General features: G+C 62.7%; 22 protein-coding genes. 16 read left to right on the top strand and 6 right to left on the bottom strand.

The window, feature by feature from the left end; all coding sequences use genetic code 11:
- The first annotated feature begins 1 nt into the window (after nt 1).
- The 9 genes from murD to lpxC all read left to right on the top strand — a co-directional run bounded on the left by murD (nt 2) and on the right by lpxC (nt 10,446).
- The gene (gene murD / locus M5B99_RS06655; RefSeq protein ID WP_248803285.1) at nt 2-1,348 is read left to right on the top strand and encodes a UDP-N-acetylmuramoyl-L-alanine--D-glutamate ligase; all 1,347 of its coding nucleotides are present in this window, start codon (nt 2-4) and stop codon (nt 1,346-1,348) included.
- Complete coding sequence (gene ftsW / locus M5B99_RS06650) at nt 1,345-2,559, top strand: putative lipid II flippase FtsW (protein ID WP_248803284.1); 1,215 nt, start codon at nt 1,345-1,347, stop codon at nt 2,557-2,559. Before murD ends, ftsW begins: the two co-directional genes overlap by 4 nt.
- Nucleotides 2,549-3,619, top strand: coding sequence for an undecaprenyldiphospho-muramoylpentapeptide beta-N-acetylglucosaminyltransferase (murG, locus tag M5B99_RS06645; protein ID WP_248803283.1), 1,071 nt, complete (start codon nt 2,549-2,551; stop codon nt 3,617-3,619). The genes ftsW and murG overlap by 11 nt, the downstream gene beginning before the upstream one ends.
- Entirely contained in the window at nt 3,612-5,066 is a 1,455-nt protein-coding gene (murC, locus tag M5B99_RS06640; RefSeq protein WP_248803282.1) for a UDP-N-acetylmuramate--L-alanine ligase, read from the top strand. The genes murG and murC overlap by 8 nt, the downstream gene beginning before the upstream one ends.
- On the top strand, nt 5,063-6,019 hold the full coding sequence (locus tag M5B99_RS06635) for a D-alanine--D-alanine ligase (protein ID WP_248803281.1): 957 nt from the start codon (nt 5,063-5,065) through the stop codon (nt 6,017-6,019). The genes murC and M5B99_RS06635 overlap by 4 nt, the downstream gene beginning before the upstream one ends.
- Before the next feature lie 4 nt (nt 6,020-6,023).
- Nucleotides 6,024-6,893, top strand: a complete 870-nt coding sequence (locus tag M5B99_RS06630) for a cell division protein FtsQ/DivIB (protein ID WP_248803280.1) — start codon at nt 6,024-6,026, stop codon at nt 6,891-6,893.
- A gap of 14 nt (nt 6,894-6,907) precedes the next feature.
- The gene (gene ftsA / locus M5B99_RS06625) at nt 6,908-8,173 is read left to right on the top strand and encodes a cell division protein FtsA (RefSeq protein ID WP_248798936.1); all 1,266 of its coding nucleotides are present in this window, start codon (nt 6,908-6,910) and stop codon (nt 8,171-8,173) included.
- Between the two features lie 55 nt (nt 8,174-8,228).
- Nucleotides 8,229-9,422, top strand: a complete 1,194-nt coding sequence (gene ftsZ, locus M5B99_RS06620; RefSeq protein WP_103494534.1) for a cell division protein FtsZ — start codon at nt 8,229-8,231, stop codon at nt 9,420-9,422.
- Nucleotides 9,423-9,534: 112 nt separating this feature from the next.
- Nucleotides 9,535-10,446 carry a UDP-3-O-acyl-N-acetylglucosamine deacetylase gene (lpxC, locus tag M5B99_RS06615; protein WP_248803279.1) on the top strand — a complete coding sequence of 304 codons (912 nt, stop codon included), beginning with the start codon at nt 9,535-9,537 and terminating at the stop codon, nt 10,444-10,446.
- Nucleotides 10,447-10,591: 145 nt separating this feature from the next.
- Here the strand turns inward: lpxC and M5B99_RS06610 are convergent, their stop codons facing one another.
- The 6 genes from M5B99_RS06610 to M5B99_RS06585 form a co-directional block, all read right to left on the bottom strand.
- Nucleotides 10,592-12,040 carry a sensor domain-containing diguanylate cyclase gene (locus M5B99_RS06610; protein WP_263860422.1) on the bottom strand — a complete coding sequence of 483 codons (1,449 nt, stop codon included), beginning with the start codon at nt 12,038-12,040 and terminating at the stop codon, nt 10,592-10,594.
- 329 nt (nt 12,041-12,369) lie between these two features.
- The gene (locus M5B99_RS06605; RefSeq protein WP_248803277.1) at nt 12,370-12,591 is read right to left on the bottom strand and encodes a hypothetical protein; all 222 of its coding nucleotides are present in this window, start codon (nt 12,589-12,591) and stop codon (nt 12,370-12,372) included.
- Between the two features lie 224 nt (nt 12,592-12,815).
- Nucleotides 12,816-14,180 (bottom strand): heavy metal sensor histidine kinase, encoded by a 1,365-nt coding sequence (locus tag M5B99_RS06600; protein ID WP_248803276.1) that lies wholly within the window; start codon nt 14,178-14,180, stop codon nt 12,816-12,818.
- On the bottom strand, nt 14,170-14,850 hold the full coding sequence (locus tag M5B99_RS06595) for a heavy metal response regulator transcription factor (RefSeq protein WP_248803275.1): 681 nt from the start codon (nt 14,848-14,850) through the stop codon (nt 14,170-14,172). Before M5B99_RS06595 ends, M5B99_RS06600 begins: the two co-directional genes overlap by 11 nt.
- Nucleotides 14,851-14,858: 8 nt before the next feature.
- A complete protein-coding gene (locus tag M5B99_RS06590) occupies nt 14,859-17,954 on the bottom strand; it encodes a multidrug efflux RND transporter permease subunit (protein WP_248803274.1) in 3,096 nt (1,031 codons plus the stop codon).
- Nucleotides 17,951-19,114: an efflux RND transporter periplasmic adaptor subunit gene (locus tag M5B99_RS06585; protein ID WP_248803273.1), complete on the bottom strand. Its 1,164-nt coding sequence runs from the start codon at nt 19,112-19,114 to the stop codon at nt 17,951-17,953. The genes M5B99_RS06590 and M5B99_RS06585 overlap by 4 nt, the downstream gene beginning before the upstream one ends.
- A gap of 300 nt (nt 19,115-19,414) precedes the next feature.
- On the opposite strand from M5B99_RS06585, the gene M5B99_RS06580 reads away from it, so the two are divergent.
- The 7 genes from M5B99_RS06580 (at nt 19,415) to M5B99_RS06550 (ending at nt 26,293) form a co-directional block, all read left to right on the top strand.
- On the top strand, nt 19,415-19,741 hold the full coding sequence (locus M5B99_RS06580) for a hypothetical protein (protein WP_248803272.1): 327 nt from the start codon (nt 19,415-19,417) through the stop codon (nt 19,739-19,741).
- Between the two features lie 413 nt (nt 19,742-20,154).
- Nucleotides 20,155-20,712: a fimbrial protein gene (locus M5B99_RS06575; protein WP_248803271.1), complete on the top strand. Its 558-nt coding sequence runs from the start codon at nt 20,155-20,157 to the stop codon at nt 20,710-20,712.
- A 63-nt stretch (nt 20,713-20,775) separates the two neighbouring features.
- Nucleotides 20,776-21,510, top strand: a complete 735-nt coding sequence (locus tag M5B99_RS06570; protein WP_248803270.1) for a molecular chaperone — start codon at nt 20,776-20,778, stop codon at nt 21,508-21,510.
- A gap of 119 nt (nt 21,511-21,629) precedes the next feature.
- Nucleotides 21,630-24,209, top strand: a complete 2,580-nt coding sequence (locus M5B99_RS06565) for a fimbria/pilus outer membrane usher protein (RefSeq protein WP_412548696.1) — start codon at nt 21,630-21,632, stop codon at nt 24,207-24,209.
- Complete coding sequence (locus M5B99_RS06560) at nt 24,200-24,991, top strand: molecular chaperone (RefSeq protein WP_412548695.1); 792 nt, start codon at nt 24,200-24,202, stop codon at nt 24,989-24,991. The genes M5B99_RS06565 and M5B99_RS06560 overlap by 10 nt, the downstream gene beginning before the upstream one ends.
- On the top strand, nt 24,984-25,964 hold the full coding sequence (locus tag M5B99_RS06555) for a fimbrial protein (RefSeq protein ID WP_248803267.1): 981 nt from the start codon (nt 24,984-24,986) through the stop codon (nt 25,962-25,964). The genes M5B99_RS06560 and M5B99_RS06555 overlap by 8 nt, the downstream gene beginning before the upstream one ends.
- An 86-nt stretch (nt 25,965-26,050) precedes the next feature.
- On the top strand, nt 26,051-26,293 hold the full coding sequence (locus M5B99_RS06550; RefSeq protein ID WP_152741162.1) for a hypothetical protein: 243 nt from the start codon (nt 26,051-26,053) through the stop codon (nt 26,291-26,293).
- Nucleotides 26,294-26,386 lie beyond the last annotated feature (93 nt).

Below are 26,386 nucleotides of genomic sequence, written 5' to 3'. Positions count from 1 at the left end.
CGTGTCACTGATCGCTTCTGACCACTTCCGCATCGTTGTCGGCCTCGGCAAGAGCGGCATGTCCCTGGTTCGCTTCCTGGCGAACCGGGGCATTGCCTTTGCCGTGGCCGATACGCGGGAAAATCCACCGGAGCTGGCCACGCTGCGCCGTGACTATCCGCAGGTGGAAGTGCGTTGTGGCGAGCTGGACGTCGAATTCCTCTGCCGTGCCGACGAGCTCTACGTGAGCCCCGGCTTGGCCCTGGCGACTCCGGCCCTGCAAGCGGCGGCTGCCCGTGGCGTGAAGTTGTCCGGCGATATCGAGCTGTTCGCGCGTCACGCGAAGGCGCCGATTGTCGCCATCAGCGGCTCCAACGCGAAAAGCACCGTCACCACCCTGGTGGGCGAGATGGCCGCGGCGGCCGGCAAGCGCGTTGCCGTCGGCGGCAACCTCGGCACCCCGGCGCTGGACCTGCTCAGCGACGATGTCGAGCTGTACGTGATGGAGCTGTCGAGCTTCCAGCTGGAAACCACCGACCACCTCGGTGCCGAAGTGGCCACCGTGCTCAATGTCAGCGAAGACCATATGGACCGCTACAGCGGCCTGCCGGCTTATCACCTGGCCAAGCACCGGATCTTCCGGGGGGCGCGGCAGGTAGTGGTCAACCGCCAGGACGCCTTGTCCCGGCCACTGATGAGCGAAGGCCTGCCGTGTTGGACCTTTGGCCTCGGCAAACCGGATTTCAAGGCCTTCGGTCTGCGCGAAGAAGACGGCGAGAAATACCTGGCCTTCGAATTCCAGAACCTGATGCCGGTGAGCGAGCTGCGCATTCGCGGTGCCCACAATCAGGCCAATGCCCTGGCGGCCCTGGCCCTGGGCCATGCGGTCGGGCTGCCGTTCGACGCGATGCTGTCGAGCCTGCGCACTTTTGCCGGTCTTGAGCATCGTTGTCAGTGGGTACGTGAGTTGAACGGCGTGAACTACTACAACGACTCCAAGGCCACCAATGTCGGTGCGGCCCTGGCCGCTATCGAAGGTCTCGGTGCCGACATTGCCGGCAAGCTGGTACTGATTGCCGGTGGCGATGGCAAGGGCGCGGACTTCAGCGGCCTGCGCGGCCCGGTCGCGAGCCACTGCCGTGCGGTGGTCCTGCTCGGCCGCGATGCCGAGCTGCTGGCCCAGGCCCTGGGCGACGCCGTACCGTTGGTTCGCGTGCAGAGCCTGAACGAGGCCGTGCAGCGTTGTGCCGAACTGGCCGAGCCGGGTGATGCGGTGCTGCTGTCGCCGGCCTGTGCCAGTTTCGACATGTTCAAGAACTATGAAGAGCGCGGACGCCTGTTCGCCCAGGCCGTGGAGGGGTTGGCATGAGTTTCAACATCATCAAGCCTTACCCATCGCCGATTATCAGCGGGCATGGCATCGACGTCGATTTTCCGATGCTGGCCGGTGCCCTGGGCCTGCTGGGCCTGGGCCTGGTCATGATCACCTCGGCGTCGTCGGAAGTCGCCGCCGTGCAGTCGGGCAACGCGCTGTACCACATGATTCGCCATCTGATCTACATGGTCATCGGCCTGGGGGCCTGCATCACCACCATGATGGTGCCGATCGCCACCTGGCAGCGCATGGGCTTCATGATGCTGGTGAGTGCCTTCGGCCTGCTGGTCATGGTGTTGCTACCGGGCATCGGTCGTGAAGTAAACGGTTCGATGCGCTGGATCGGTTTCAGCTTCTTCAACGTGCAGCCTTCGGAAATCGCCAAGGTCTTCGTGGTGATCTACCTCGCCGGTTACCTGGTGCGGCGACAGAAGGAGGTCCGCGAAAGCTGGATGGGCTTCTTCAAGCCGTTCATCGTCCTGCTGCCGATGGCCGGACTGCTGCTGATGGAACCGGACTTCGGCGCCACCGTGGTGATGATGGGCGCGGCGGCGGCGATGCTGTTCCTCGGCGGCGTCGGACTATTGCGCTTCGGCCTGATGGTCATGCTCGCGGTGGTGGCGGTGGTGGTGCTGATCAAGGCGCAACCCTACCGGATGGCGCGCTTGACCACCTTTACCGACCCCTGGGCCGACCAGTTCGGCTCCGGCTACCAGTTGACCCAGGCGCTGATCGCCTTCGGTCGCGGCGAATGGCTGGGCGTGGGCCTGGGCAATAGCGTGCAGAAACAGTTCTACCTGCCTGAAGCGCACACCGACTTCGTGTTCTCGGTACTGGCCGAAGAGCTGGGTGCGGTGGGGTCGCTGCTCACGGTCGCGCTCTTTGTCTTCGTCAGCGTGCGCGCCATGTACATCGGCCTGTGGGCGGAAAAGGCCAAGCAGTTCTTTGCCGCTTATATGGCCTACGGCCTGGCCTTCCTGTGGATCGGTCAATTCCTGATCAATATCGGTGTGAACGTCGGTCTGTTGCCGACCAAGGGCCTGACCCTGCCGTTCCTCAGTTACGGCGGCAGTTCGTTGGTGATCTGCTGTGCCCAGCTCGGCTTGTTGCTGCGCATCGAGTGGGAGAGTCGGACCCACCTGGGCAGTGAAGAGATGGAGTTCGATGAAAGTGACTTCGCCGAGGAGTCACCCCATGGCCGATAAAGTGCTGATCATGGCCGGCGGCACTGGCGGGCACGTGTTCCCGGCACTGGCCTGCGCGCGGGAATTCCGGGCGCGCGGCTATGAGGTGCATTGGCTGGGCACGCCGCGTGGTATCGAGAACGACCTGGTGCCGGGCGCCGGCCTGCCGTTGCACCTGATCCAGGTCACCGGCCTGCGGGGCAAGGGCAAGCTGTCGCTGCTCAAGGCGCCGTTCGTCCTGCTCAAGGCGGTGTGGCAGGCGCGCAAGGTCATGCGTGAACTGAAGCCGGTCTGCGTGCTGGGCTTTGGCGGTTACGTGACCGGTCCCGGCGGCGTGGCCGCGCGGATGGCCGGTATTCCGGTGATCGTTCACGAACAGAACGCCGTGGCGGGTACCGCCAATCGGCTGCTGGTGCCCTTGGCGACCCGGGTCTGCGAAGCTTTCCCGAATACCTTCGGCGCCTCGGACAAGCGTCGGACCACCGGCAACCCGGTGCGTACCGAACTGTTCCTGGAAACCCCGCGCCAGGACTTGGCCGGACGCCGCGCGCGTCTGCTGATCCTGGGCGGCAGCCTGGGAGCCGAGCCGTTGAATAAGCTGTTGCCCGAAGCCCTGGCGCAAGTGCCGGCCGAATACCGCCCGGAAGTGTTCCACCAGGCTGGGCGCAATCACGACGAAATCACCGCCGAACGCTATAAGGCGGTCGGCGTCGAGGCGCAAGTGGCGCCCTTTATCAAAGACATGGCCCAAGCCTATGGCTGGGCCGACCTGGTGGTCTGCCGTGCCGGCGCCTTGACCGTCAGTGAACTGGCCGCCGCCGGTCTGCCGTCGTTGCTGGTGCCCTTGCCCCATGCGATCGACGATCACCAGACCCGCAATGCCGAATATCTGGCCGGGGAGGGCGCCGCCTTCCTGCTGCCGCAAAGAACGACTGGCGCCGCCGACCTGGCGGCTCGCCTGACAGAGGTTTTGATGCAACCGGAACGACTGAACAGCATGGCGCGCACCGCCCGCCGCCTGGCCAAGCCAGATGCCACCCGCACCGTGGTCGAGATCTGCCTGGAGGTGGCCCATGGTTGAGCGCCGGAAAGCCATACCGCAACCGGAAATGCGCCGTATCCGCCGCATCCACTTCGTCGGTATCGGTGGCGTGGGCATGTGCGGTATCGCCGAAGTGTTGCTGAACCTGGGCTATGAAGTGTCCGGCTCCGACCTCAAGACTTCGCCGGTGACCGAGCGCCTGGAGTCGTTTGGCGCCCACATCTTTATCGGCCACCGCGCCGAGAACGCCGCCAATGCCGATGTGCTGGTGGTGTCGAGTGCCGTGAACAAATCCAACCCGGAAGTTGCCACCGCTCTGGAGCGGCGCATTCCGGTGGTGCCGCGTGCCGAGATGCTGGCCGAGCTGATGCGCTATCGCCACGGCATTGCCGTCGCCGGTACCCACGGCAAGACCACCACCACCAGTCTGATCGCCTCGGTGTTCGCCGCCGGCGGCCTCGATCCGACCTTTGTCATCGGTGGCCGGCTGAATGCCGCCGGTACCAATGCCCAGCTCGGCACCAGCCGCTACCTGATCGCCGAAGCCGATGAAAGCGACGCCAGCTTCCTGCACCTGCAACCGCTGGTCGCCGTGGTCACCAATATCGACGCCGACCACATGGACACCTATGAAGGCGACTTCAACAAACTGAAGAAAACCTTCGTCGAGTTTCTCCACAACCTGCCATTTTATGGCTTGGCCGTGGTCTGCCTGGACGATCCGGTGGTGCGTGAGATCCTTGCGCAGATCGCCCGTCCGACCCTGACCTACGGTGTCCACGAAGACGCCGACGTGCGCGCGATCAATATTCGCCAAGCCGGCATGCAGACCCATTTCACCGTGCTGCGTCGCGACCGCGAGCCGCTGAACGTGTCGGTGAACATGCCGGGCAACCATAACGTGCTCAACGCCTTGGCGACCATCGCCATCGCCACCGACGAGGGCATCAGCGATGAAGCCATCGTCCAGGGCCTGTCGGGCTTCCAGGGCGTCGGCCGACGCTTCCAGGTCTACGGTGAACTGCCGGTGGACGGCGGCAGCGTGATGCTGGTGGACGACTACGGTCACCACCCGACCGAAGTGGCGGCGGTGATCAAGGCCGTCCGTGGCGGCTGGCCGGAGCGCCGTCTGGTGATGGTCTACCAGCCACACCGCTATACCCGTACCCGCGACCTGTACGACGATTTCGTCCAGGTGCTGGCCGACGCCAATGTCTTGCTGCTGATGGAAGTCTATCCGGCCGGCGAAGAAGCGATTCCGGGTGCGGACAGCCGCCAGTTGTGCCGCAGTATTCGTCAGCGCGGCCAGCTCGACCCGATCTACATCGAACGCGGTGTCGAACTGGCGCCGCTGGTCAAGCCGCTGTTGCTGCCCGGTGACATCCTGCTCTGCCAGGGCGCCGGCGATATCGGTGGCCTGGCCCCGCAATTGCTCAAGAGCCCGCTGTTCGCCGTTGCCGTAGCCAGCCCGGGGAAATCGAAATGACCGCTGCCTACGCCAACCTCTTCTCGACCGTCGAGCCGAAAGCCTTCGGCCGCGTCGCCGTGCTGTTCGGCGGCAAGAGCGCCGAGCGCGAGGTCTCGCTGAAATCCGGCAACGCGGTGCTCGAGGCGCTGCAAGGCGCCGGTGTCGACGCTTTCGGCATCGATGTGGGCGATGATTTCCTGCAACGTCTGCTCAACGAAAAGATCGATCGCGCCTTTATCATCCTGCACGGTCGCGGCGGCGAAGACGGCAGCATGCAGGGCTTGCTCGAATGCCTGGGGATTCCCTACACCGGCAGCGGCATCCTCGCTTCGGCGCTGGCCATGGACAAGCTGCGGACCAAGCAGGTCTGGCACAGCCTGGGGATTCCGACCCCACGTCACGCCGTGTTGAGCTGCGTGGCCGACTGTATTTCAGCTGGTGCGGAACTGGGCTTCCCTTTGATCGTCAAACCTGCTCATGAAGGCTCCAGTATTGGGATGGCCAAAGTGACCTGTGCCGACGATTTGATCGCCGCCTGGAAAGCCGCCGCCACCTACGATTCGCAAGTATTGGTTGAACAGTGGATTCAAGGTCCGGAGTTCACCATCGCCACCCTGCGCGACCAGATCCTGCCGCCGATTGCCCTCGGCACCCCGCATTCTTTCTACGACTACGACGCCAAGTACCTGGCTTCCGATACCCAGTATCGGATTCCCTGCGGCCTCGATAGCGCCAAGGAAAAGCAATTGATGGACCTCACGGCCAAGGCCTGCGAGGCGCTCGGTATCGCCGGTTGGGGCCGGGCCGACGTGATGCAGGACGCCGACGGGCAGTTCTGGTTCCTGGAAGTCAACACCGCGCCGGGCATGACCGACCACAGTCTGGTCCCCATGGCCGCGCGGGCCGCCGGCCTGGACTTCCAGCAGTTGGTGCTGGCGATCCTGGCGGCAAGCATTGAGGCGCGAGGTTAAGACCATGCACGGCGCATCGATTCGTCATCAGCCACCCGCATCCGGCCGTAACAAGCCGGTGCCGCGGGGTGCCAGCCGGATGGTGGCTAAAGAGCCGATGTCGGTGCGCCTGCCAAAAGCCAATTTCGGCTTTTTGAAGAGCCTGATGTGGCCCGTGCTGCTGGTGGCCTTGGGTTTCGGTACCTACGAAGGTGCCCAGCGCCTGTTGCCCTATGCCGATCGGCCGATCAGCAAGATCAATGTGCAGGGCGACCTGAGCTATATCAGCCAGCAGGCGGTGCAGCAGCGGATTGCGCCCTACGTCGCGTCGAGCTTCTTCACCATCGACCTGGCGAGCATGCGCCGGGAGCTGGAAACCATGCCGTGGATCGCCCACGCCGAGGTCCGTCGCGTGTGGCCGGACCAGGTGGTGATTCGCCTGGAAGAGCAATTGCCGGTGGCCCGCTGGGGCGACGGTGCATTGTTGAACAACCAGGGCCAGGCGTTCGCGCCACGGGAACTGGCGAACTACGAGCATCTGCCGCAGCTGTTCGGCCCCCAACGGGCCCAGCAGCAGGTGATGGAGCAGTATCAGGTGTTGAGTCAGATGCTGCGTCCGCTGGGGTTCTCGATTGCCCGGCTGGAGCTGCGTGAACGTGGCAGCTGGTTCCTGACCACCGGCGCGGGCAGTGCGGGGCCGGGAATCGAGCTGTTGTTGGGCCGCGACCATCTGGTCGAGAAGATGCGCCGTTTCATTGCCATTTATGAAAAAACGCTGAAAGAACAGATTACGAACATTGCCAGCATCGATCTGCGTTATTCCAACGGCCTGGCCGTCGGATGGCGGGAACCTGTGGCACCCGTGACGGCCAAACCCGCCGTTGCGAAGAATTAAGAAGAGGCAGGACCATGGCAAACGTGCAAAGCGGCAAAATGATCGTCGGGCTGGATATCGGCACCTCCAAGGTGGTGGCGCTGGTGGGCGAGGTCGCGGCCGATGGCACGCTGGAAATCGTCGGTATCGGCACCCATCCTTCGCGCGGCCTGAAGAAGGGCGTGGTGGTGAATATCGAGTCCACCGTGCAGTCGATCCAGCGCGCGGTAGAAGAAGCGCAACTGATGGCCGGTTGCCGGATCCACTCGGCGTTCGTCGGCGTGGCGGGTAATCACATTCGCAGCCTGAACTCCCACGGTATCGTCGCGATCCGTGATCGCGAAGTCAGCGCGGCGGATCTGGAACGTGTGCTCGATGCGGCCCAGGCCGTGGCGATCCCGGCGGACCAGCGGGTCCTGCACACCCTGCCGCAGGACTACGTGATCGACAACCAGGAAGGCGTTCGCGAGCCCCTGGGCATGTCCGGCGTACGTCTGGAAGCCAAGGTCCACGTGGTCACCTGCGCGGTGAACGCGGCGCAGAACATCGAAAAGTGCGTGCGTCGCTGCGGTCTGGAAATCGACGACATCATTCTTGAGCAACTGGCTTCGGCCTACTCGGTGCTGACCGACGACGAGAAAGAACTGGGCGTGTGCCTGGTGGATATCGGCGGCGGCACCACCGACATCGCGATCTTCACCGAAGGCGCGATCCGCCACACCGCGGTGATCCCGATTGCCGGTGATCAGGTGACCAACGACATCGCCATGGCGTTGCGCACCCCGACCCAGTACGCCGAAGAGATCAAGATCCGTTACGCCTGCGCCCTGGCAAAGCTGGCCGGTGCCGGTGAAACCATCAAGGTCCCGAGCGTCGGTGATCGTCCGCCGCGCGAGCTGTCGCGCCAGGCCCTGGCTGAAGTGGTCGAGCCGCGCTACGACGAACTGTTCACCCTGATCCAGGCCGAACTGCGTCGCAGCGGCTACGAGGACCTGATTCCGGCCGGCATCGTGCTGACCGGCGGTACCTCGAAGATGGAAGGCGCGGTCGAACTGGCCGAAGAGATTTTCCACATGCCGGTGCGCCTGGGCGTGCCGCACACCGTCAAAGGGCTTTCGGACGTGATCCGCAACCCGATCTATTCAACTGGGGTAGGGCTGTTGCTGTACGGACTGCAAAAGCAGTCGGACGGCATTTCCCTGTCCGGCTACAACGGCGGCAACAGAAACGACTATCGCGATGAAGAACAGAAAGCACCTGTACTGGAGCGCTTGAAGCGCTGGGTCCAGGGCAACTTTTAAAGTTTCAAAGCAGTAGAAGTAGGCGAAAAAACTAGAGAATGAAAGGAGAGGGAACATGTTCGAACTCGTAGACAACGTCCCACAAAGTCCGGTAATCAAGGTTATCGGCGTAGGCGGTGGCGGCGGCAACGCCGTTAACCATATGGTCAAGAGCAACATTGAAGGCGTCGAGTTCATCTGCGCCAACACCGATGCCCAGGCCCTGAAGAACATTGGCGCGCGGACTATCCTGCAACTGGGGACCGGCGTGACCAAGGGCCTGGGTGCCGGCGCCAATCCGGAAGTCGGTCGTCAGGCCGCGCTGGAAGATCGCGAGCGCATCGCCGAAGTGCTGCAGGGCACCAACATGGTGTTCATCACCACCGGCATGGGTGGCGGTACCGGTACCGGTGCGGCCCCGATCATTGCCGAAGTGGCCAAGGAAATGGGCATCCTCACCGTTGCGGTGGTGACCCGTCCGTTCCCGTTCGAAGGTCGCAAGCGCATGCAGATCGCCGATGAAGGCATCCGCGCGCTGAGCGAAAGTGTCGACTCGTTGATCACCATCCCCAACGAGAAGCTGCTGACCATCCTCGGTAAAGACGCCAGCCTGTTGTCGGCTTTCGCCAAGGCTGACGATGTACTGGCCGGTGCCGTTCGCGGTATCTCCGACATCATCAAGCGTCCGGGCATGATCAACGTCGACTTTGCCGACGTGCGTACCGTGATGAGCGAAATGGGCATGGCGATGATGGGCACTGGTTGCGCCAGCGGTCCCAACCGTGCACGTGAAGCCACCGAGGCGGCAATCCGCAACCCGTTGCTGGAAGACGTCAACCTGCAAGGCGCGCGTGGCATCCTGGTGAACATCACCGCCGGTCCTGACCTGTCCCTGGGTGAGTACTCCGACGTGGGTAGCATCATCGAAGCCTTCGCGTCCGAGCACGCCATGGTCAAGGTCGGTACCGTTATCGATCCGGATATGCGCGACGAACTGCACGTGACCGTGGTCGCCACCGGCCTGGGTGCGCGTATCGAGAAGCCTGTGAAGGTCATCGACAATACGCTGCAAACCAGCCAGTCGGCTGCCGCCCAGACGCAAGCGCCATCGCGTCAGGAACTGCCGTCGGTGAACTATCGTGACCTGGACCGTCCGACCGTCATGCGCAACCAGGCCCAGGCCGGTGCTGCGACTGCCGCGAAGATGAACCCGCAAGATGACCTGGACTATCTGGATATCCCGGCTTTCCTGCGTCGCCAGGCCGATTGATGGAATGTATCAGGAGTATTAGGGTGATTGGTGTTCAGCAAAGGCCTGGTCTGCTATTATCGCCAGCCTTTGTTGATACCTGTTCGCAATTTGCGCTGAAGCGGCCCATGCCATGATTAAACAACGCACCCTGAAAAATATTATCCGTGCTACAGGTGTCGGCCTGCACTCCGGTGAGAAGGTCTACCTGACCCTCAAGCCCGCGCCTGTGGACACCGGTATCGTGTTTTGTCGTGCTGACCTCGACCCTGTGGTGCAGATTCCTGCTCGCGCGGAAAATGTTGGTGAAACCACGATGTCGACCACGTTGGTCAACGGTGACGTCAAGGTGGACACGGTGGAGCACTTGCTCTCGGCCATGGCCGGCCTGGGCATCGATAACGCCTACGTCGAGCTCTCCGCGTCCGAAGTCCCGATCATGGATGGTAGCGCTGGACCCTTCGTATTCCTGATTCAATCTGCCGGCCTGGAAGAACAGGACGCAGCCAAGAAGTTCATCCGCATCCTGCGTGAAGTCACAGTGGAAGACGGCGACAAGCGCGCCACTTTCGTGCCTTTCGAAGGGTTCAAGGTGAGCTTTGAGATCGATTTCGATCACCCGGTGTTCCGTGACCGCATCCAGAGTGCCAGCGTGGATTTTTCCAGTACTTCGTTCGTAAAAGAAGTCAGCCGCGCCCGGACCTTTGGTTTCATGAGTGATATCGAGTACCTGCGCAAGCACAACCTCGCACTTGGCGGTAGCGTGGAAAACGCCATCGTGGTGGATTCGAACGGTGTACTGAACGAAGACGGCCTTCGTTACGAAGACGAATTCGTCAAACACAAGATCCTCGACGCCATCGGTGACCTCTACCTGCTGGGCAATAGCCTGATTGGTGAGTTCAAAGGCTTCAAGTCCGGTCACGCCCTGAACAACCAGCTTCTGCGTAAGCTCATCGAGCAGAAAGATGCCTGGGAAGTGGTGACCTTCGAAGACGCCAGCACCGCGCCGATCTCTTACATGCGTCCCGTTGCGGCCGTGTAACGACTCTCTCCTTTTGTTGTATTTGAAAGCCGCCTCCGGGCGGCTTTTTTTATGTCCGGCACATTCCTGCAGGAGCAGAGCCGGCTCGCGAAAGCGGCCGGATAGTCAATGCAGGGCTTAAGCGTCATATGAGGTGGGCGGCTTGTTATTGTTCGAGGCTGGCATGCACCACGCGGTCACGGCCGTCGTGCTTGGCCTGGTACAGCGCCTGGTCGGCTTTGCGCAGCAGCTGCTCCAGAGTGCCTTCGCCGGATGGTGATGCGGTGCAGGCACCGATGCTGACGGTGATTGCCTGTCGGTCACCGTTGAAGGGGGCCAGGGCGGCCATGGCCGCTCTGATCTTTTGCGCCAGGTTCAAAGCCCCTTGCGCGTCGGTTTCCGGCAAGACCACGGCAAACTCCTCGCCGCCATAACGTGCCGCCAAGTCGCCGGGACGACGAATGTTGTCGCCAATCACCCGCGCCAATCGCCGCAGGGCTTCGTCACCGGCCGGGTGACCATGGCGGTCGTTGAAGGCTTTGAAGTGGTCGGCATCGATCATCAGCAGTGACAGCGGTTTGTCCGCCCGTTGCGCCCTGGCCCACTCGCGCTGCAGGGCCTCATCCAGTGCGCGGCGATTGGCCAGGCCGGTCAGCGCGTCGGTCGCGGCCAGTTCGGCGAGTTCCTGTTCGGCGTGCAGGCGCAGGCGCAGTTCCCGGGAGAGCAGCCAGGTCAGCCAGAGCAGGCCCAGGCAAAGGATGCCCGTGGCGAGGCCGATCAGCCAGGCAGTGCGCTTCCAGGTGCCATAGACTTCATCGGAAGAGAGGCCTACCACCACGATCAATGGCAACTTGCCCACCTGGGAGAAGGTATAGAGCCGCTCCGCGCCGTCGACACTGGAGATGCTGGTAAAACTGCCTTCGCCCTCGCGCAGGATACGGATGAAGTTGGGACGGTTGCTGAAGTCCTTGCCGATCAACTCCTCGGCCAGCGCTGGCTGTTGGGCGAGGAGGAAACCTTCGGTGCTGACCAGGTTGATCGAACTGCCCTTGCCGACGTTCAAGGTCTTGAACAATTCGTCGAAGTAACTGAGGCGCATCGAGGCGGCGGCGACCCCGAGAAAGGTTCCGTCTGGCGCGGACAAGCGCCGACTGAAACCGATCAGCCAGAGATTGGGGGAGCGACGGCCCTTGAACGGGCGGCTGATCATCAGTCCCGGGTCCGGATTGTGTACATGAGCCTGGAAGTACTCACGGTCGGATAAATTAATGACCCTCGGTATGACCGAGAAAGAGTCGGCGATGACATCGCCTTGGCGATCAAGCAGTAGCACGTCGCTTCTGTGGGCCGCGTTCGATGCCAGATCGAAGAGTGCGAGATGGCGAACCTGAGGCGGTATGTTCACCAGGTCCGTGCGTTGCGAGGCCTCGATCAGCCCTTTGAGGGCCTGATCGTAGAGTTCCACGTTCCGCAGCACATCGGCATCGATCAGTTGCACGATATTGCTTGCTGCCCGGGCGGCGGCCTGAGCGGCATTGACACGCTCGCGGGCTAGCAGGAAGGTCACGATGGCGAGAATGGCAACAACCGTGATTGTGCAACCCAATATCAGCAGGGTTTGCGGATTGGCGGGTTTGGCCGGGTGGTGGTTAATGGTGGCACTCTCGATCGCATAGGCTCATTGGCGCATATATACGGCCCACGCAAGAAAAACGCCAGTCTCAAGCGACTGACGTTCTGGGTTTTTGCATGTGAAAAACGTCGTTCTGATCGGCGTTGGGCCGATTCCGTTTGCCATGACGGCGGGAGATGGCTGCACTCGGCCGGCGCAGGTCCAGGCCTGTCATCGTTACTGCCTGGGCAATGAACAAAAAAAGCCGCCTTTTCGGCGGCTTTAAAACATTCAATCGCAGATAGAGCGCTGGATGAATGTCGAGGGATGGTTCAGCTGTCTTTGCTGCTGTCGGACTGTCCCTGGACGGAGGTGTGTTGCCCGGGGTTACCGTATTGATCCTTGGCGCTCATTTCGACCTGGCTGTGCTCGGCGCTGGCGACGCGAGCGGCATTCCGGGCGGCGAACGATTGGGATTCCTCGGCCAGGGCCAGAGGCGACAACAACAAGGCGGACAGGGCGAAAGCGCTGGCCATACCCATGGTGGTAGACATTTTGAGGACCTTCTTGCGGGGCAAGTGCTGTGTGGTGCGCGCACAATAAAGGTCCTGGGCGGTGGGAAAAAGCGCCGGAAGGGATAATTTCCGTTACAAAATCGGTAACAGTAGCGTCATTGAAGTGCTCCGGTCTGCACGTATCCTGGGCCTTGCGGTGCCCGTCCGGTCGCCATCGCCAGCAACCCGGAGCCCACGAGGTGTCTGTTCGCTGCGGTGTGCGTTCAGGCCGGAAGATAGAGGCCAAAGGTATTGATCCCATCGTGGCTGCGCACGAACACGTCGCCGCCATGCATCAGGGCGATGGCCCTGACGATCGCCAGCCCCAGCCCGTGGTTGGCGCCACTGTTGCTGCGTGAGGCATCGACCCGGTAGAAGCGTTCGAACAGGCGTGGCAGATGCTCGGCGGCAATCGCTTCACCTGGGTTGGACACGGCAATTACCACCTGCTCGCCCTCGCGTTCGATACGCACCACGATCACCAGGCCCGGCGCGGTGTGCTGCACCGCGTTGCTCAGCAGGTTGATCAGCGCCCGGCGCAGATGGGCGATCTCGATCTGTACCTGGGCATCGCCGCTGACCCGTACCTGGACCTGGGCGTCTTCGAGAATGAAATCCAGGTAGTCCAGGGTGGTCGCCACCTCGCCGGCCAGCGACGTGCTGATCAGCTTGGTGGCCTTGCTGCCCTGGTCGGCGCTGGCCAGGAACAGCATGTCGTTGATGATCGAGCGCAGGCGTTCCAGTTCTTCGAGGTTCGATTGCAGGACCTCGAAGTAGTGTTCGGCCGAGCGTCCGCGGGTCAGGGCCACCTGGGTCTGGCCGATCAGGTTGGTCAGCGGCGAGCGCAGTTCATGGGCGACGTCGGCATTGAACGACTCCAGGCGCGAGTAGGCATGCTCGACACGTTCCAGGGTCGAGTTGAAGGAGTTGACGAACTGGCTGAGCTCTGGTGGCAGCGGCGACAACTGCAGGCGCCCGGACAGCCGTGGCGGCGCCAGTTTCTGCGCCTCCTCGGACAGCTTGATCAAGGGTTTCAGGCCGATACGCGTCACCCAGTAACCCAGCACGGAAGCCAGGGCGATGCCGACAATCGCCAGGCTGATCAGGGCGATCAGCAGGTGATGTTGGGTCTGCCGGAAGGTTTCCGTGTCGATGGCGATCAGAAACTTCAGCGGCGGGCGCGGTCCCTTGGCCGGCAACGCATTGACCAGCACCTTGAACGGGTAGGCATGCCCCGGCAAGCTCAGGTCGCGCATCCCCCCGGGGCCTTCGGCGAAGGTGCGAATCAGCGCGTCGGGGGAGCCGTATTCATAGTTGCCAGCATCGCTGACCACCCAGAAACGAATGCGCTTGTCCTCTTCGCCCAACTGCTTGAGCTTGGCGCTGACCTTGGCCCAGTGGTCCGGGGTGCTGTCGTGGTTGAGCGACGACAGCAGCACGCTGTAGCGCGCCTCCAGTTCGGCTTCCGGCAGCAGGCCGAGGCCCTTGCCCACTTGCTGGTACAGGGCCCAGCCGATCAGCAGGAACACCAGCAGCGCCACGCCGCTGAACAGGACGCTCAGGCGCAGGGCGATGCTGTTAGTCGGCACCGCGACTCTCCAGTACGTAGCCCATGCCGCGAATGGTGTGCAGCAGTTTCTGTTCGAACGGCCCGTCGAGCTTGGCCCGCAGGCGCTTGATCGCGACTTCGACGACGTTCGCGTCGCTGTCGAAATTGATATCCCAGACCATCTCGGCAATGGCGGTCTTGGAGAGGATTTCGCCCTGGCGCCGGGCCAGCACACTGAGCAGCGAGAACTCCTTGGCGGTCAGGTCCAGGCGTACGCCGGCACGGCTGGCCTTGCGGCTGATCAGGTCGACCCAGAGGTCGGCGACGCTGATCTGCACCGGCTCATGGCCGCCGCCGCTGCGTCGAGTCAGGGCCTGCAGGCGCGCCACCAGTTCGAGAAAGGAAAAGGGCTTGCCCAGGTAGTCGTCGGCGCCCTCGCGCAGGCCGCGAATCCGGTCTTCGACGCGTTCACGGGCGGTGAGCATGATCACCGGGGTCTGCTTGCGCGCGCGCAGCGCCTTGAGCACGCCGAAGCCATCCAGCTCCGGCAGCATCACGTCGAGGATGATCACCGCGTAGTCGCTTTCCAGCGCCAGGTGCAGGCCGCCGACGCCATCGTGGGCGAGGTCGACGGTGTAGCCCTGTTCGGTCAGGCCGCGGTGCAGGTAGTCGGCGGTTTTTTCTTCGTCTTCGATGATCAGAACGCGCATGGGCCGCCTCAGAGAGTGATCGCCGGCGCGGGCGCCGGTGTTGGCCGATGGAAGAGCCGCTCAAGCCACAAGTATATGACGGGGGTGGTAAATAGCGTCAGCGCCTGGCTCACCAACAGACCGCCGACCACGGCGATCCCGAGCGGCTGGCGCAACTCGGCACCGGTACCGTGGCCGAGCATCAGCGGCAGGGCGCCGAGCAGGGCCGCCAGGGTGGTCATGATGATCGGCCGGAATCGGGTGATGCAGGCCTTGTAGATCGCCTCCTCCGGCGATAGCCCGCCACGCTGGGCCTCAAGGGCGAAGTCGATCATCAGGATGCCATTCTTCTTCACGATGCCGATCAGCAGCACCAGGCCGATCAGCGCCATGATCGAAAAGTCCTTGCCCAGCAGCCAGAGCATGATCAGTGCACCGAGACCGGCGGAGGGCAGGGTGGAAATGATCGTCAGCGGGTGCACGAAACTCTCGTAGAGCACGCCGAGGATGATATAGACCGCCACCAGCGCCGCGAGGATCAGCCACGGCTGGCTCGCCAGGGAACTCTGGAAGGCCTGGGCCGCACCCTGGAAATAACCGTTCACCGAGGCCGGCATGCCGATCTCGTTCTTCGCCTGGTTGAGTTGCAGCACCGCATCGCCCAGGGCCACGCCGGGCGTCAGGTTGAACGACAGGTTGGCGGCCGGGAACATGCCGTCGTGGGCGATGGACAACGGGCCGCTGGTGGGCGCATCGAAGCGTGCCAGGGCCGAGAGCGGGACCATCTCGCCGGTCAGTGGCGAGCGCAGGTAGAAGTAGTTCAGGCTTTCGGCCTTGCCGCGCTGGGCGGCATCCAGTTCGAGGATCACGTTGTATTGGTTGGTCTCGGTCTGATACTCGTTGATCTGCCGCTGGCCGAAGGCGTCGTAGAGGGCTTCATCGACGTCGCTGGCGGTCAGGCCGAAACGCGCGGCGGCGCGGCGGTCGATGTTGATATGGGTAATGCTGCCGCCCGTTTGCAGGTCGTTGGACAGATCCCGAAAGGCCGGGTAGGTACGCAGTTTTTCGGTCAGGCGCTGGGTCCAGGTGTTGAGCGTATCACCGTCATTGCTTTTGACCACGTACTGGTACTGGGCCCGGCTCGGACCGGAACTGAGGTTGATGTCCTGGCCCGCCCGCAGGTAGAGCACGATGCCGGGAATCTTCATCAGTTGCGGGCGAATCCGGTCGATGAATGCGCTGGCTGACACATCCCGTTGGTCCTGTGGCTTGAGGGCGATCCAGAAGCGGCCGTTGGCGATGGTCTGGTTGCTGCCGGAAACGCCCACCGAATGGGAGAACGCCTGCACCGCCGGGTCGGCTGCGACGATTTCGGCCAGGGCCTTGTGCTTGGCCACCATGTCGGCGAAGGACACGTCGGCGGCAGCCTCGGTGGTGCCGAGGACAAAACCGGTGTCCTGGATCGGAAAGAAACCCTTGGGAATGAACACGTAGCCGGCGATGGCCAGGCACAGGGTCACGCAGAACAGCCCGAACATGGTTCTCTGGTGCGCCAGGGCGCGGCGCAGACCACGCTCGTAGACGGCCAGCAAGCGTTCGCCGAAGCCCGGCTTGGAGTGTTCGTGATGCACCGGCGCGTGCATGAACAGCGCGGCCAGGGTCGGTGCCAGGGTCAGCGAGACCACCACCGAAATCAGGATGGTCGAAGTGGCGGTCAGGGCGAACTCCTTGAACAGCCGGCCGACCACGCCACCCATGAACAGCAGCGGAATGAACGCGGCGATCAGTGAGAAACTGATGGAAACCACGGTAAAGCCGATCTCCCCGGCGCCCTTGATCGCCGCTTCGCGCATGCCGTCGCCGGCCTCGAGGTGGCGATGGATGTTTTCCACCACGACAATCGCGTCGTCGACCACGAAGCCCACGGCGATAACGATCGCCACCAGGGTCAGGTTGTTCAGGCTGAAACCCATCACGTACATCAGGGCGAAACTGGCCACCAGGGATACTCCGAGCACCGAGGAGACGATCAGGGTCGCCGACAACTGGCGCAGGAACAGCGCCATCACCGCCACCACCAGCAGGATGGCGATCAGCAAGGTCATTTCCACTTCATGCAGCGAAGCGCGGATGGTCTGGGTCCGGTCGATCAGCACCTTGACCTGCACCGAGGCCGGGAGCATGGCTTCGAGTCCTGGCAGCGCGGCCTGGATACGGTCCACGGTCTCGACGATGTTGGCCCCTGGCTGACGCGAAATCACCAGGTTGACCCCCGGCTCGTCACCGGACCAGGCCTGCACGTAGGCGTTCTCGGAACCACGGATGACCTGGGCCACGTCCTTGAGTTGGACCGGTGCGCCATTCTTGTAGGAGACGATCAACTGGTCATATTCCTCCGGCTGGAACAACTGGTCGTTGGTCGACAGGGTGGAGATGCTCGACTTGCCATACAGCGCGCCCTTGGCCAGGTTGAGGCTGGTCTGCTGGATCGCCTGGCGCACGTCGGCCAGGGTCAGGCCGATGGCCGCCAGCTTGTCCGCCGAGACCTGGACCCGGATGGCCGGGCGCTGCTGGCCGGTGATGTTGATCTGGCCGACGCCGTCGATCTGGCTGAGTTGACGGGCCAACAGGGTTTCGGCGTAGTCGCTGAGTTCGGTGCCGGGCATCTGGCTGGAGCTGACGCTGAGGATCAGCACCGGGCTGTCGGCCGGGTTGACCTTGCGCCAGGTCGGCAGGGTCGGCATGTCCTTGGGCAGCTTGCCCGAGGCGGTGTTGATCGCCGCCTGGACTTCCTGGGCGGCGGTGTCGATGCTTTTGCTGAGGGTGAACTGCAACGTCAGGGTGGTGGTGCCCAGGGCGCTGCTGGAAGTCATCTGGGTCATGCCGGGGATGGCGCTGAATTGCACCTCCAGTGGCGTGGCAACCGAAGACGCCATGGTTTGCGGGCTGGCGCCGGGGAGCTGGGCGGAGACCTGGATGGTCGGGAACTCGGCTTCCGGCAGCGGCGCCAGGGGCAGGCGCGGGAAGGCGATCGCCCCGAGCAGCACCAGGGCGAAGGTCAGTAGGATGGTCGCTACCGGATGGTCGATGCACCAGGCCGAAACGCCGCGACTTTCCTTGATCATGGCTTGGACTCCACGGCGGTCTGGCGGTCAGCCATTTTCGGCTGGCCCTGCACTTCGATCCGTGAGGTCGGTTTGAGCCGCGACTGGCCGTCGCTGACCAGCACATCGCCGGCCTGCACACCGCTGATGATGTTCAGGTCGCTGTCCTGGTAAGCCATCTGCACCGGTACTACTTCCACGCCGCTGCCTTTGACCCGGTAGACGAAGTAGTTGTCCAGGCCGCGCTGGACCACGGCGGGGGGGACCACCAGCGCCGCGCGCTCGAGGGCGGTCTGGATCTTGATGTTCACCAGTTGCCCCGGCCAGAGTTTCTGGCCCTTGTTGCTGAATTCGGCCTTGGCCTTGATGGTCCCGGTCCCCGCCGCGACCTGGTTGTCGATCAGCGTCAGGTGGCCTTCACCGAGCAGCAGGCCGCTATGCCCGTCGTCGCCGAGGAAAGCCCGGACCGACGCCGGCGAGGTGCTGCTGAGCAAGCCTTGCAGGGTCGGCAGCATCTGCTGGGGCAGGGAGAATTCCACGGCGATCGGATCGATCTGGGTGACCGAGAACAGGCCCTGGGCATCGCTCATGCGCAGGAAGTTGCCTTCGTCCACGGCACGAATACCGACCCGGCCGGTGACTGGCGAGTGGATCTGGGTGTAGGACAATTGCACCTGTGCCGCGGCAATCGCCGCCTGGTTGCCTTGCGCGGTGGCCTTCAACTGATTGACCAGTGCTTGTTGCTGGTCATAGGTCTGCTTGGAAATGCCATCATCGACCGTCAGCAGCTTGTAGCGCTTGAGGTCGACTTCCGCCACCTGCAACTGCGCCTGGCTTTGCGCCAGCTGGGCCTTGGCCTGGGCCAGGCTGGCCTGGATCGAACGGTCGTCGAGGGTCGCCAGCAGGTCGCCTTCCTTGACCAGTTGCCCTTCCTTGACCAGCAGTTTGGTGAGAATCCCGTCGATCTGTGGGCGGATCACTACGCTGTGCAACGACAGCACCGAACCGATACCGCTGACATACCGCGGCACATCCTGCTGGATCACGCTGACCACAGTGACCGGCACGGCGACGTTGGCGCTGGGTTTGGCCGGATGCGGTCGGCTCAGTGTCCAGGTCGCGGCGGCGGCCACGAGGACCACCAGGCCAAGGATCAACGCGGTTTTCTTCGGGATACGCATGCTGTCAGGACGCCGGGACAAAGGGATGGGAAGGTGAATGCTGGCAGAACAGTCGCTTCTTTATAAACCCCCAACCGGGTCAGCACGGTGACGGCTACCTGACAGCACTGTCAGAAAACCGTCCGGTTTATAACACGCCAGACAATTAAAGTGCCTATCACTTTGGCCGATAAGGTTAACGGGTGTTGTGGACAGAAAAACAGCCGTGACATGTCCTACGGAGAGTTCTTTGGTTTCTGGTGGAGTGGCGTGGGGTGATCTTTACTGCTTAATACCGGCCCTGCTTTGGGAGTGTTGGAAATGAACGGAAAGAGAGTGAATCTTGCTGTGCTGTTGCTGATGGCGGGTAGTTTCAATGTGCACGCGGCGAACAACACCGGTCAGATCGGGTTTTCCGGACAGATCGTCGAGTCCGCTTGCGAAGTGGGCAGGCAGGCCCAGGGCGATGTCGAGTCCGTTAGCCGACGACTCAAAGTCTCCCCCGCATTGAGTTTGAATGTCGATACGAGGGCCAATGCCTGCCGTGATGAGCGGGTGCCATTTAGTGTGAGCTATCAGCCCTTGGCGTCGGCTTCTGCGACCCAACAGATGACGGCGCAAGGGGTCGTCATCATCACGTACAACTAAGTTGTACGTGGTCCAAGCGCCAGCCGTTGCCGCTGGTGTGTATAGACGCGCTGCCGGGAAGGTAAAAGTCCGGCGACCTGCGGGGCCAGCGGGCCGGGCATGCGGAGATCTTGAACAAACAGTGCCGTTTGTAACTAATTGGCGTGGCATCAGATCAATATCAATGTGGTCAATGGTTATGTTTTGACGATGAGTTATTTCGTTAAGGAAACTTGAATATTAAACGCTTATTGTTCTTTTTTCTTGGGGTTTGGAATGACGCCGTGCTCTGACAGTCTTGGCGTTCCTCTTTCTAAGCGCGTTCTTAGTTAATCAGGTGGGAAGGGCTTACAGCGTAATAAAATCTTCGGGTCTATAGTGTTTGCCACCCAAGTGATGGGTGCAAACGAATTAACTCGAAGGATTGTGTTCGCATGAAAAAAATCTCGATGACCCTGGCTTTATTGGCGGCGACTCTGGGGGCAGTCACTACCACGCAGGCAGCCAACAATGGCACGCTGAATTTTACCGGTGCCTTGACCAACACCAGTTGTGAAGTGTCTTCCGGAGGCGGCTCGGCCGATAATATTCCGGTGGACCTGGGGCGTGTGTCCTTTGCCGATATCGGTAACCGCACCGACGCGCGACTGGGTACCGCGAAAGACATCGACCTGGTGGTGACCTGCCTGCAACCGGCGGCGGAGAACACCGTGCATATGTCGTTCCGGCCTTCGCAAACCGATACCAACGATCCTTACCTGCTGACCACCGCCGGTGCCGCCAAGGGCGTCGGGATCGGCCTGGTACGCCGCGACAGCGACACTTTCCTCAATATCCAGGACCCTACCGACACCATTGACGGCGTTCTCCAGGCCAGCGGTACCGGCTCGCGCGGCGAGCTGGCGCTGAGGGCGGTGTTCGTCAAGAACGGCGTGGCCACGGTACCCGGTGCCGCGACTGGCACCGTGCCCTTTGTTCTGACTTATAACTAAGTGGCTTTCTTGAACGGAGCGTTGCATAGCTCCGTTCTTTTTTCATTGGAATGGGTAGTTCGTATGCGGAACGTTTTTGCTCCGGTGATCGGTATTGTCCTGGCAATGTCGATAGGGGCCGAGGCGCGGGCGGGTATTGTGTTGAATACGACGCGGGTGGTTTATCCGGCGCAAGACAAGGAAGCGGTGCTCAGTGTCCTGAACAATAATTCCTCGAGCATATTGCTGCAGTCCTGGCTCGAAGCCGATGGCGAGGTGACCCAGGCGTTGCCCTTTGTGGTGGTGCCACCCCTGGTGCAATTGCCTTCGGGCGCACGCCAGACGGTGCGGATCATCCACTCGGGGGCGGCGATGCCGGCGGATCGCGAGTCGCTGTTCTGGTTGAACGTGCAGGAAATTCCCCAGGCCAGCGAGCGGGAAAATGTCCTGCAGATCGGTATCCGCCAACGCATCAAGCTGTTCTACCGCCCCGGCCGGCTCAATGAGCGGGTCGAGCAGGCACCGGCGCAACTGCGCTGGAGCCTGGCCCATGGCGGCGTGCTCAAGGTGCTCAACACCGGGCCCTATTACGTGACGTTGGTGGACATTCAGTTGACGTCCGGGGGGCGTCGGGTCCTGCACAAGAAGAACTCGATGCTGGCCCCGGGGCAGTCCGCCGACTATGAGCTGCAGGAACATGCCCAGGCCCAGGGCGCCCGGCTGAATTTCAGTGTGATCAACGACCACGGGGCGCTGGTGCCTTATCGGTTGTCTTCGGCTGACTGGAGCAAGGGCCAGGCGCAACCGCTGGACAGTTAGCGTCTGCGATCGTTATCCGATTTTTTCGATGCCGGACCCCGCGCGCAGGTCAGGGCATTGTGCGGGCGGAAGGAACCCGTCTGGAACACACTTCAAGCTATTGTATTGCGAAGGTGCACATGGATTGGCTTTATCAGCGAACAAAGGAAGTTCTCGCGTTATCACGTCAGGGGGCGCGCAGCGGTTTCGTGCGCTCCCTGTTTGAGAAAACACGAGGCCCATGGGGCTTCAAATGGTCGTTGGGGGTGGTGCTGATTGCGCCGGGCGCTGCCTTTTCCGAGTCGTCGGGGGATGAAAGCGGGCAGGCCGTCCGGTTCAATACCGCCTTTATCCACGGCGGCGAACAGTCGGCGGACCTGAAGGCCTTTCTCGAAGGCAACAGCGTAGTGCCGGGTACCTACCGGGTGGATATCTACCTCAATCGCAACCTCAGCGCACGACGGGACCTGGTGTTTGCCCGCAACGCCACGACCGGCCAGGTCGAGCCTTGCCTGACCTTGCCGGTGCTCGACGACCTCGGGTTGGACCTGCAGCGTCTGCGCAGCCTCGGGGTGTTGACCGACGGTACGGCACGCGAAGAGTGCTTCGACTGGCGACGCCTGGATCAGGCCAGCGTCGACTACCAACCCAACAGCCTGCAACTGAACATCAGTGTGCCGCAGATCGCCTTGCGTCGCAGCGCCCGGGGCTACATCTCGCCGCAGTTATGGGACCGAGGAGTGAGCAGCGGCTTTATCGACTACAGCTTTATCGGTAACCGTCGCGAGGTCACGGGGATTCGCACCGACAGCTACTACCTGGGCCTGAACAACGGTTTGAACCTCGGTGACTGGCGCCTGCGCAACCAGTCCTCGCTGTTGCAGGGCAGCGACCAATCGGCGCGTTGGAGCAGCAACAGCACCTTCGCCCAGCGCGACCTGAGCGCCTGGAAGAGCCAACTGACCCTGGGCGAGACCTATACCGATTCACGGGTTTTCGACAGTGTGCGTTTTCGTGGTGTCCAGGTGGCCACTGACGACGGCATGCTGCCGGACAGCGAGCGGGTCTATGCGCCAACCATTCGCGGTGTGGCCGAGAGCAACGCGACGGTGGAAATCCGCCAGAACGGCTACCTGCTGTACAGCGCCAATGTGGCGCCGGGGCCGTTCGAAATCCGCGACTTCTACCCCAGCGGCTCGAATGGCGACCTGCTGGTGACAGTGATCGAGGCCGATGGTCGGCGCCGGACCTTTACCCAGGCATTCGCCTCCCTGCCGATCATGGTGCCCGAGGGCACCTTCAGTTACAGCGTCGAAGCCGGGCAATACGACAGCAACAGCAGCGGTTACCAGGCCCCCGGGTTTGCCAGCACGACCCTGATCTACGGCCTGACCGAGCACCTGACCGGCTATGGAGGCCTGCAACTGGCCGGGGATTACCAGGCCAGTAACCTGGGGGCGGGGTTCAATACCGGGCTGGGGGCGATTTCGGCGGACCTGACCCATTCGGTCAGTCGCCAGCCGGCAACGGACCTCGGCGGGCAGAGCGTACGCCTGCGCTACGCCAATACCCTGAATGCCACCAGCACCACCTTTGCCATTGCCGGTTATCGCTATTCCAGCGAGCAATACCGCACGTTCGACCAGCATGTGCAGGAGCGCAGCCAGCCCGGCCTGATCCAGCAGGGCCGGGCCAGGGACCGGGTGGATCTCAACCTCAGCCAGCCGCTGGGCACCGGGACCTTGAGCGTTTCGGCCCTGGAACAACGTTTCTGGGATCTGCCAGGCACGTCCCGGCAGTACAACGTGACCTACGGCGGCTACTGGCGCGATCTCAATTACAGCCTGTCGCTGGACCGTGCCGAAGTCACTGATCTCAACGGCCAGGCCGGTACCGATCATCAACTGACCCTGACCCTTTCGATGCCGTTCGGCAATCCTGAGCGAGCGACCCGCGCCTCGTTTACCGGGGTGCGCGACAGCGAGGGTGGTTCCAGTGCCCTGGCCGGCGTGACCGGGCGCCTGCCGGAGAGCCGCGACACCTTCTATTCGGTACTCGCCGGTAACGATGGCAGCGGTGCCGGTGCGGGGTCGGCCAGCTTGAACAGCACCACGTCCGTCGGGCGTTTCGAGGCCGGCTACAGCCATGGGCGCGATTTCAACAGCTGGAACCTCGGGGCCCGGGGTTCGCTGGTGGCCCATGGCGGCGGCATCAATCTCGGCCAGTCCCTGGGCGACACCTTTGTATTGGCGCAAGTGCCGGGTATCAGTGGGGCCCGCTTCAACAACTTCAGCGGTGTCGAGACCGGCGCCAACGGTTATGCCGTGGTGCCTTATGCGCAGCCTTACCGGGCCAACTGGATCAGCCTGGATACCCGCGACCTGGGCGCCGATGTCGAGGTGGATAACGCCATCGCCCAGGTGGTTCCGCGGCGTGGCGCGGTGGTACTGGCCACCTTCAAGGCCAGTGCCGGGCGGCGCGTGCTGTTCGAGCTGAGCCAGGCCGATGGCAGCCCGATTCCCCTCGGCGCGAGTGTCCAGGACGCCGCCGGGCGGACCTTGGCGGTGGTCGATCCGAACAGTCACGCGCTGGTACTCAGCGAGCAGGAGCACGGCGTGCTGAGTGTCAGCTGGTCGGAACGGCACTGCCAGTTTTCCTTCAAGCTGCCACCCAAGGACCCGCAGCGGACCTACGAGCGGGTTCGCGGGGTGTGCCAGTGAAGCGCTGGAGTGTGCTGGCGTTGCTGCTGGTGGTGTGCGCCGACGGTCCGTTGCAGGCCGCGGTGTCCCTCAGTGATACGCGATTGGTGTTCGACGGGCGCTTTCGCGAGGTGAGCATCGAAGCCCGCAACCGTGGTGCGCAGGAGGTCCTGCTGCAGGCCTGGTTGAGCGATGCAAACGAGGGGGCGGAGCCGTCAGCGAATTTGCCCTTTGTGCTGACGCCGCCGCTGTCGCGGCTGGCGCCGGCGGGGCGCCAGGTCTTGCGCCTGATGTATGAAGGGCTGGGCATGCCGACGGGGCGTGAGTCGCTGCTGCACCTGTACGTACTGGAAATTCCCCGTACCCGCCCGGGCGATGGGGTGCTGAACATCGCGATTCGCCAGCGGATCAATGTGCTGTTTCGTCCGCCGGGGCTGCCGGGGGATCCGGCGGCCACTCCGCAGCGCCTGAACTGGACGTTGGTGCGTGACGACAGCGGCGTGCATCGATTGCGGGTGGAGAACCCGACGGTGTTCCATGCCGCCTTGCTGAATATTCAGATAGAGGAGTCGCCGCGCCCGGGCCCGCCCCTGCGCCAGGGGAACGATTTGCTGGTCCCGCCGGGAGAGCGGCGGGAACTGATCCTCGCCCGCGCCCCTGCGCAGCACTTGCAGTTCAAGGCGCTGACCGACTACGGCGGCCAGCGTGCCTATCGCGCCCGGCTGGCCTTCGGTACGCCATTCAACGCGTCACTGAGTGGCGACACCATCCATACCGAACAGAAGGTTTCATCCCATGATTAAGCTTGACTGCCGTGCCTGGCGGCGTCCGTTGTTGTGCCTCGGACTCTTGAGCCCGGCCAGTGCATTTGCCTTGACCTGCACCTTGCAGGGCTCCGGCGCTACCCTGGTCAACGCCGACCTCGGCAGCACGGTCGCGATCCCGGCCTCGTCGCCCAATGGCAGCGTGATCTGGCGCTCGGAACCGCTCAACCTGGCGGTCGACTGCGTCAGGGACAATCCCCTGGGCGCTGACGAGGACGTGTTTATCTACCTCAACCCGGCCGGCCAGGTGATCGGCCAGGGCATCCGCGCCGGCTTGACCCTTGACGGCGTCGATCATCGCCAGAGCAGCGGGCGCATCGCGACCGGGAGACGGGTACCGGGGTGCCTTGAAGGGAATTGCCCGGCGTCGAGTTTCAATCTGGCCTTCTCGGTGTTTATCGAGAAATTCGGGCCGACACCGCCTTCGGGGGTAGCCAGCAACCTGCTGGACTATCGTCTGTTCCAACTGGACGGGAGCGCCGGGCCGGGCATGGGCGCGCGTTCGCTCAATTACGTGATCAACAACCTTTCCGGCCTGCGCTTCGTTGCCTGTGACGCGCAGTTGCAGGTGATTCCCGAGACCGTCGATTTCGGCCGGGTTGCCATCGAGCGGGTGGTCATGGGCCAGGTCGCCGCCCGTCGCCCGTTTGCCCTGCACACCAGCCGAACCTGCGACACCGCGTTCAGCCTGGACGCACGCTTGAAGCCGGTGTCGGGTAGTGTTTCCGGGGACTTGCTGATTCCCCAGGGCAATGACGGCGTGGGCATACGGATTGTCCGGGCGGACGGTGGCCCGGGGATTCCCTACAACCGCTCCTTTCACCTGGCCGACCTGCTGGGGGAAAACCGGGCGGCCATGGTGCGCTTCGACGCCGAGCTGGTATGGAACAGTGATCGGCCCAAGGCCGGGCCGTTCTCGGCCGGGGTGGTGGTCGATTTGTTCTATAAATGACCGTTGGCGGCGGCGCGGGCAGGGCGCTCACAGGTATACTGCGGTCTTTCGGTTCGACCTGATCCGTCCCGCCTTTCGGAGCTTCCATGACTTCCCCTGAACAACCGTCCGTTTCCGCCAACCCGGGTGAAGAGCCTGTGGTCGAGGCTGAGCTCGCGGTCAGCGAAAAACCCGCCGTCCCGGCCTTCAGTTTTCCGTTCAACCCCGCTGAATTCGCCGCGGCGAAAAAGGCCGGCCAGACCTGGTACCAGAAGGGTGGCAAGGATGGGCATCACGAGAGGCCGGGCCGCGCGCCGAATGGTACGCGGCGGTCGATGGGTAAGCGCTGAGTCTTGAGCTTCGCAGGGCTTGCCCGCGAAGAGGCCCCTGAATCTTGCGCCACGAATATGGACTTCATCGCCGGCAGGTCGGCGCCAAAAAAC

The sequence above is a fragment of the Pseudomonas sp. MWU13-2100 genome (assembly GCF_023242365.1).
GTDB lineage: Bacteria > Pseudomonadota > Gammaproteobacteria > Pseudomonadales > Pseudomonadaceae > Aquipseudomonas.
The sequence above is the reverse complement of the archived record's forward strand: the minus strand, read 5'-3'. Positions and strand labels throughout refer to the sequence as shown.

Coding starts and splice junctions, on each gene's coding strand:
- M5B99_RS06635 (WP_248803281.1), top strand. CDS start 5,063: ATGACCGCTGCCTACGCCAACCTCTTCTCGACCGTCGAGCCGAAAGCC.
- murG (WP_248803283.1), top strand. CDS start 2,549: ATGGCCGATAAAGTGCTGATCATGGCCGGCGGCACTGGCGGGCACGTG.
- lpxC (WP_248803279.1), top strand. CDS start 9,535: ATGATTAAACAACGCACCCTGAAAAATATTATCCGTGCTACAGGTGTC.
- ftsA (WP_248798936.1), top strand. CDS start 6,908: ATGGCAAACGTGCAAAGCGGCAAAATGATCGTCGGGCTGGATATCGGC.
- M5B99_RS06565 (WP_412548696.1), top strand. CDS start 21,630: ATGGATTGGCTTTATCAGCGAACAAAGGAAGTTCTCGCGTTATCACGT.
- M5B99_RS06630 (WP_248803280.1), top strand. CDS start 6,024: ATGCACGGCGCATCGATTCGTCATCAGCCACCCGCATCCGGCCGTAAC.
- M5B99_RS06550 (WP_152741162.1), top strand. CDS start 26,051: ATGACTTCCCCTGAACAACCGTCCGTTTCCGCCAACCCGGGTGAAGAG.
- M5B99_RS06575 (WP_248803271.1), top strand. CDS start 20,155: ATGAAAAAAATCTCGATGACCCTGGCTTTATTGGCGGCGACTCTGGGG.
- M5B99_RS06580 (WP_248803272.1), top strand. CDS start 19,415: ATGAACGGAAAGAGAGTGAATCTTGCTGTGCTGTTGCTGATGGCGGGT.
- M5B99_RS06570 (WP_248803270.1), top strand. CDS start 20,776: ATGCGGAACGTTTTTGCTCCGGTGATCGGTATTGTCCTGGCAATGTCG.
- M5B99_RS06555 (WP_248803267.1), top strand. CDS start 24,984: ATGATTAAGCTTGACTGCCGTGCCTGGCGGCGTCCGTTGTTGTGCCTC.
- murC (WP_248803282.1), top strand. CDS start 3,612: ATGGTTGAGCGCCGGAAAGCCATACCGCAACCGGAAATGCGCCGTATC.
- M5B99_RS06585 (WP_248803273.1), bottom strand. CDS start 19,114: ATGCGTATCCCGAAGAAAACCGCGTTGATCCTTGGCCTGGTGGTCCTC.
- M5B99_RS06595 (WP_248803275.1), bottom strand. CDS start 14,850: ATGCGCGTTCTGATCATCGAAGACGAAGAAAAAACCGCCGACTACCTG.
- M5B99_RS06590 (WP_248803274.1), bottom strand. CDS start 17,954: ATGATCAAGGAAAGTCGCGGCGTTTCGGCCTGGTGCATCGACCATCCG.
- ftsW (WP_248803284.1), top strand. CDS start 1,345: ATGAGTTTCAACATCATCAAGCCTTACCCATCGCCGATTATCAGCGGG.
- M5B99_RS06605 (WP_248803277.1), bottom strand. CDS start 12,591: ATGTCTACCACCATGGGTATGGCCAGCGCTTTCGCCCTGTCCGCCTTG.
- ftsZ (WP_103494534.1), top strand. CDS start 8,229: ATGTTCGAACTCGTAGACAACGTCCCACAAAGTCCGGTAATCAAGGTT.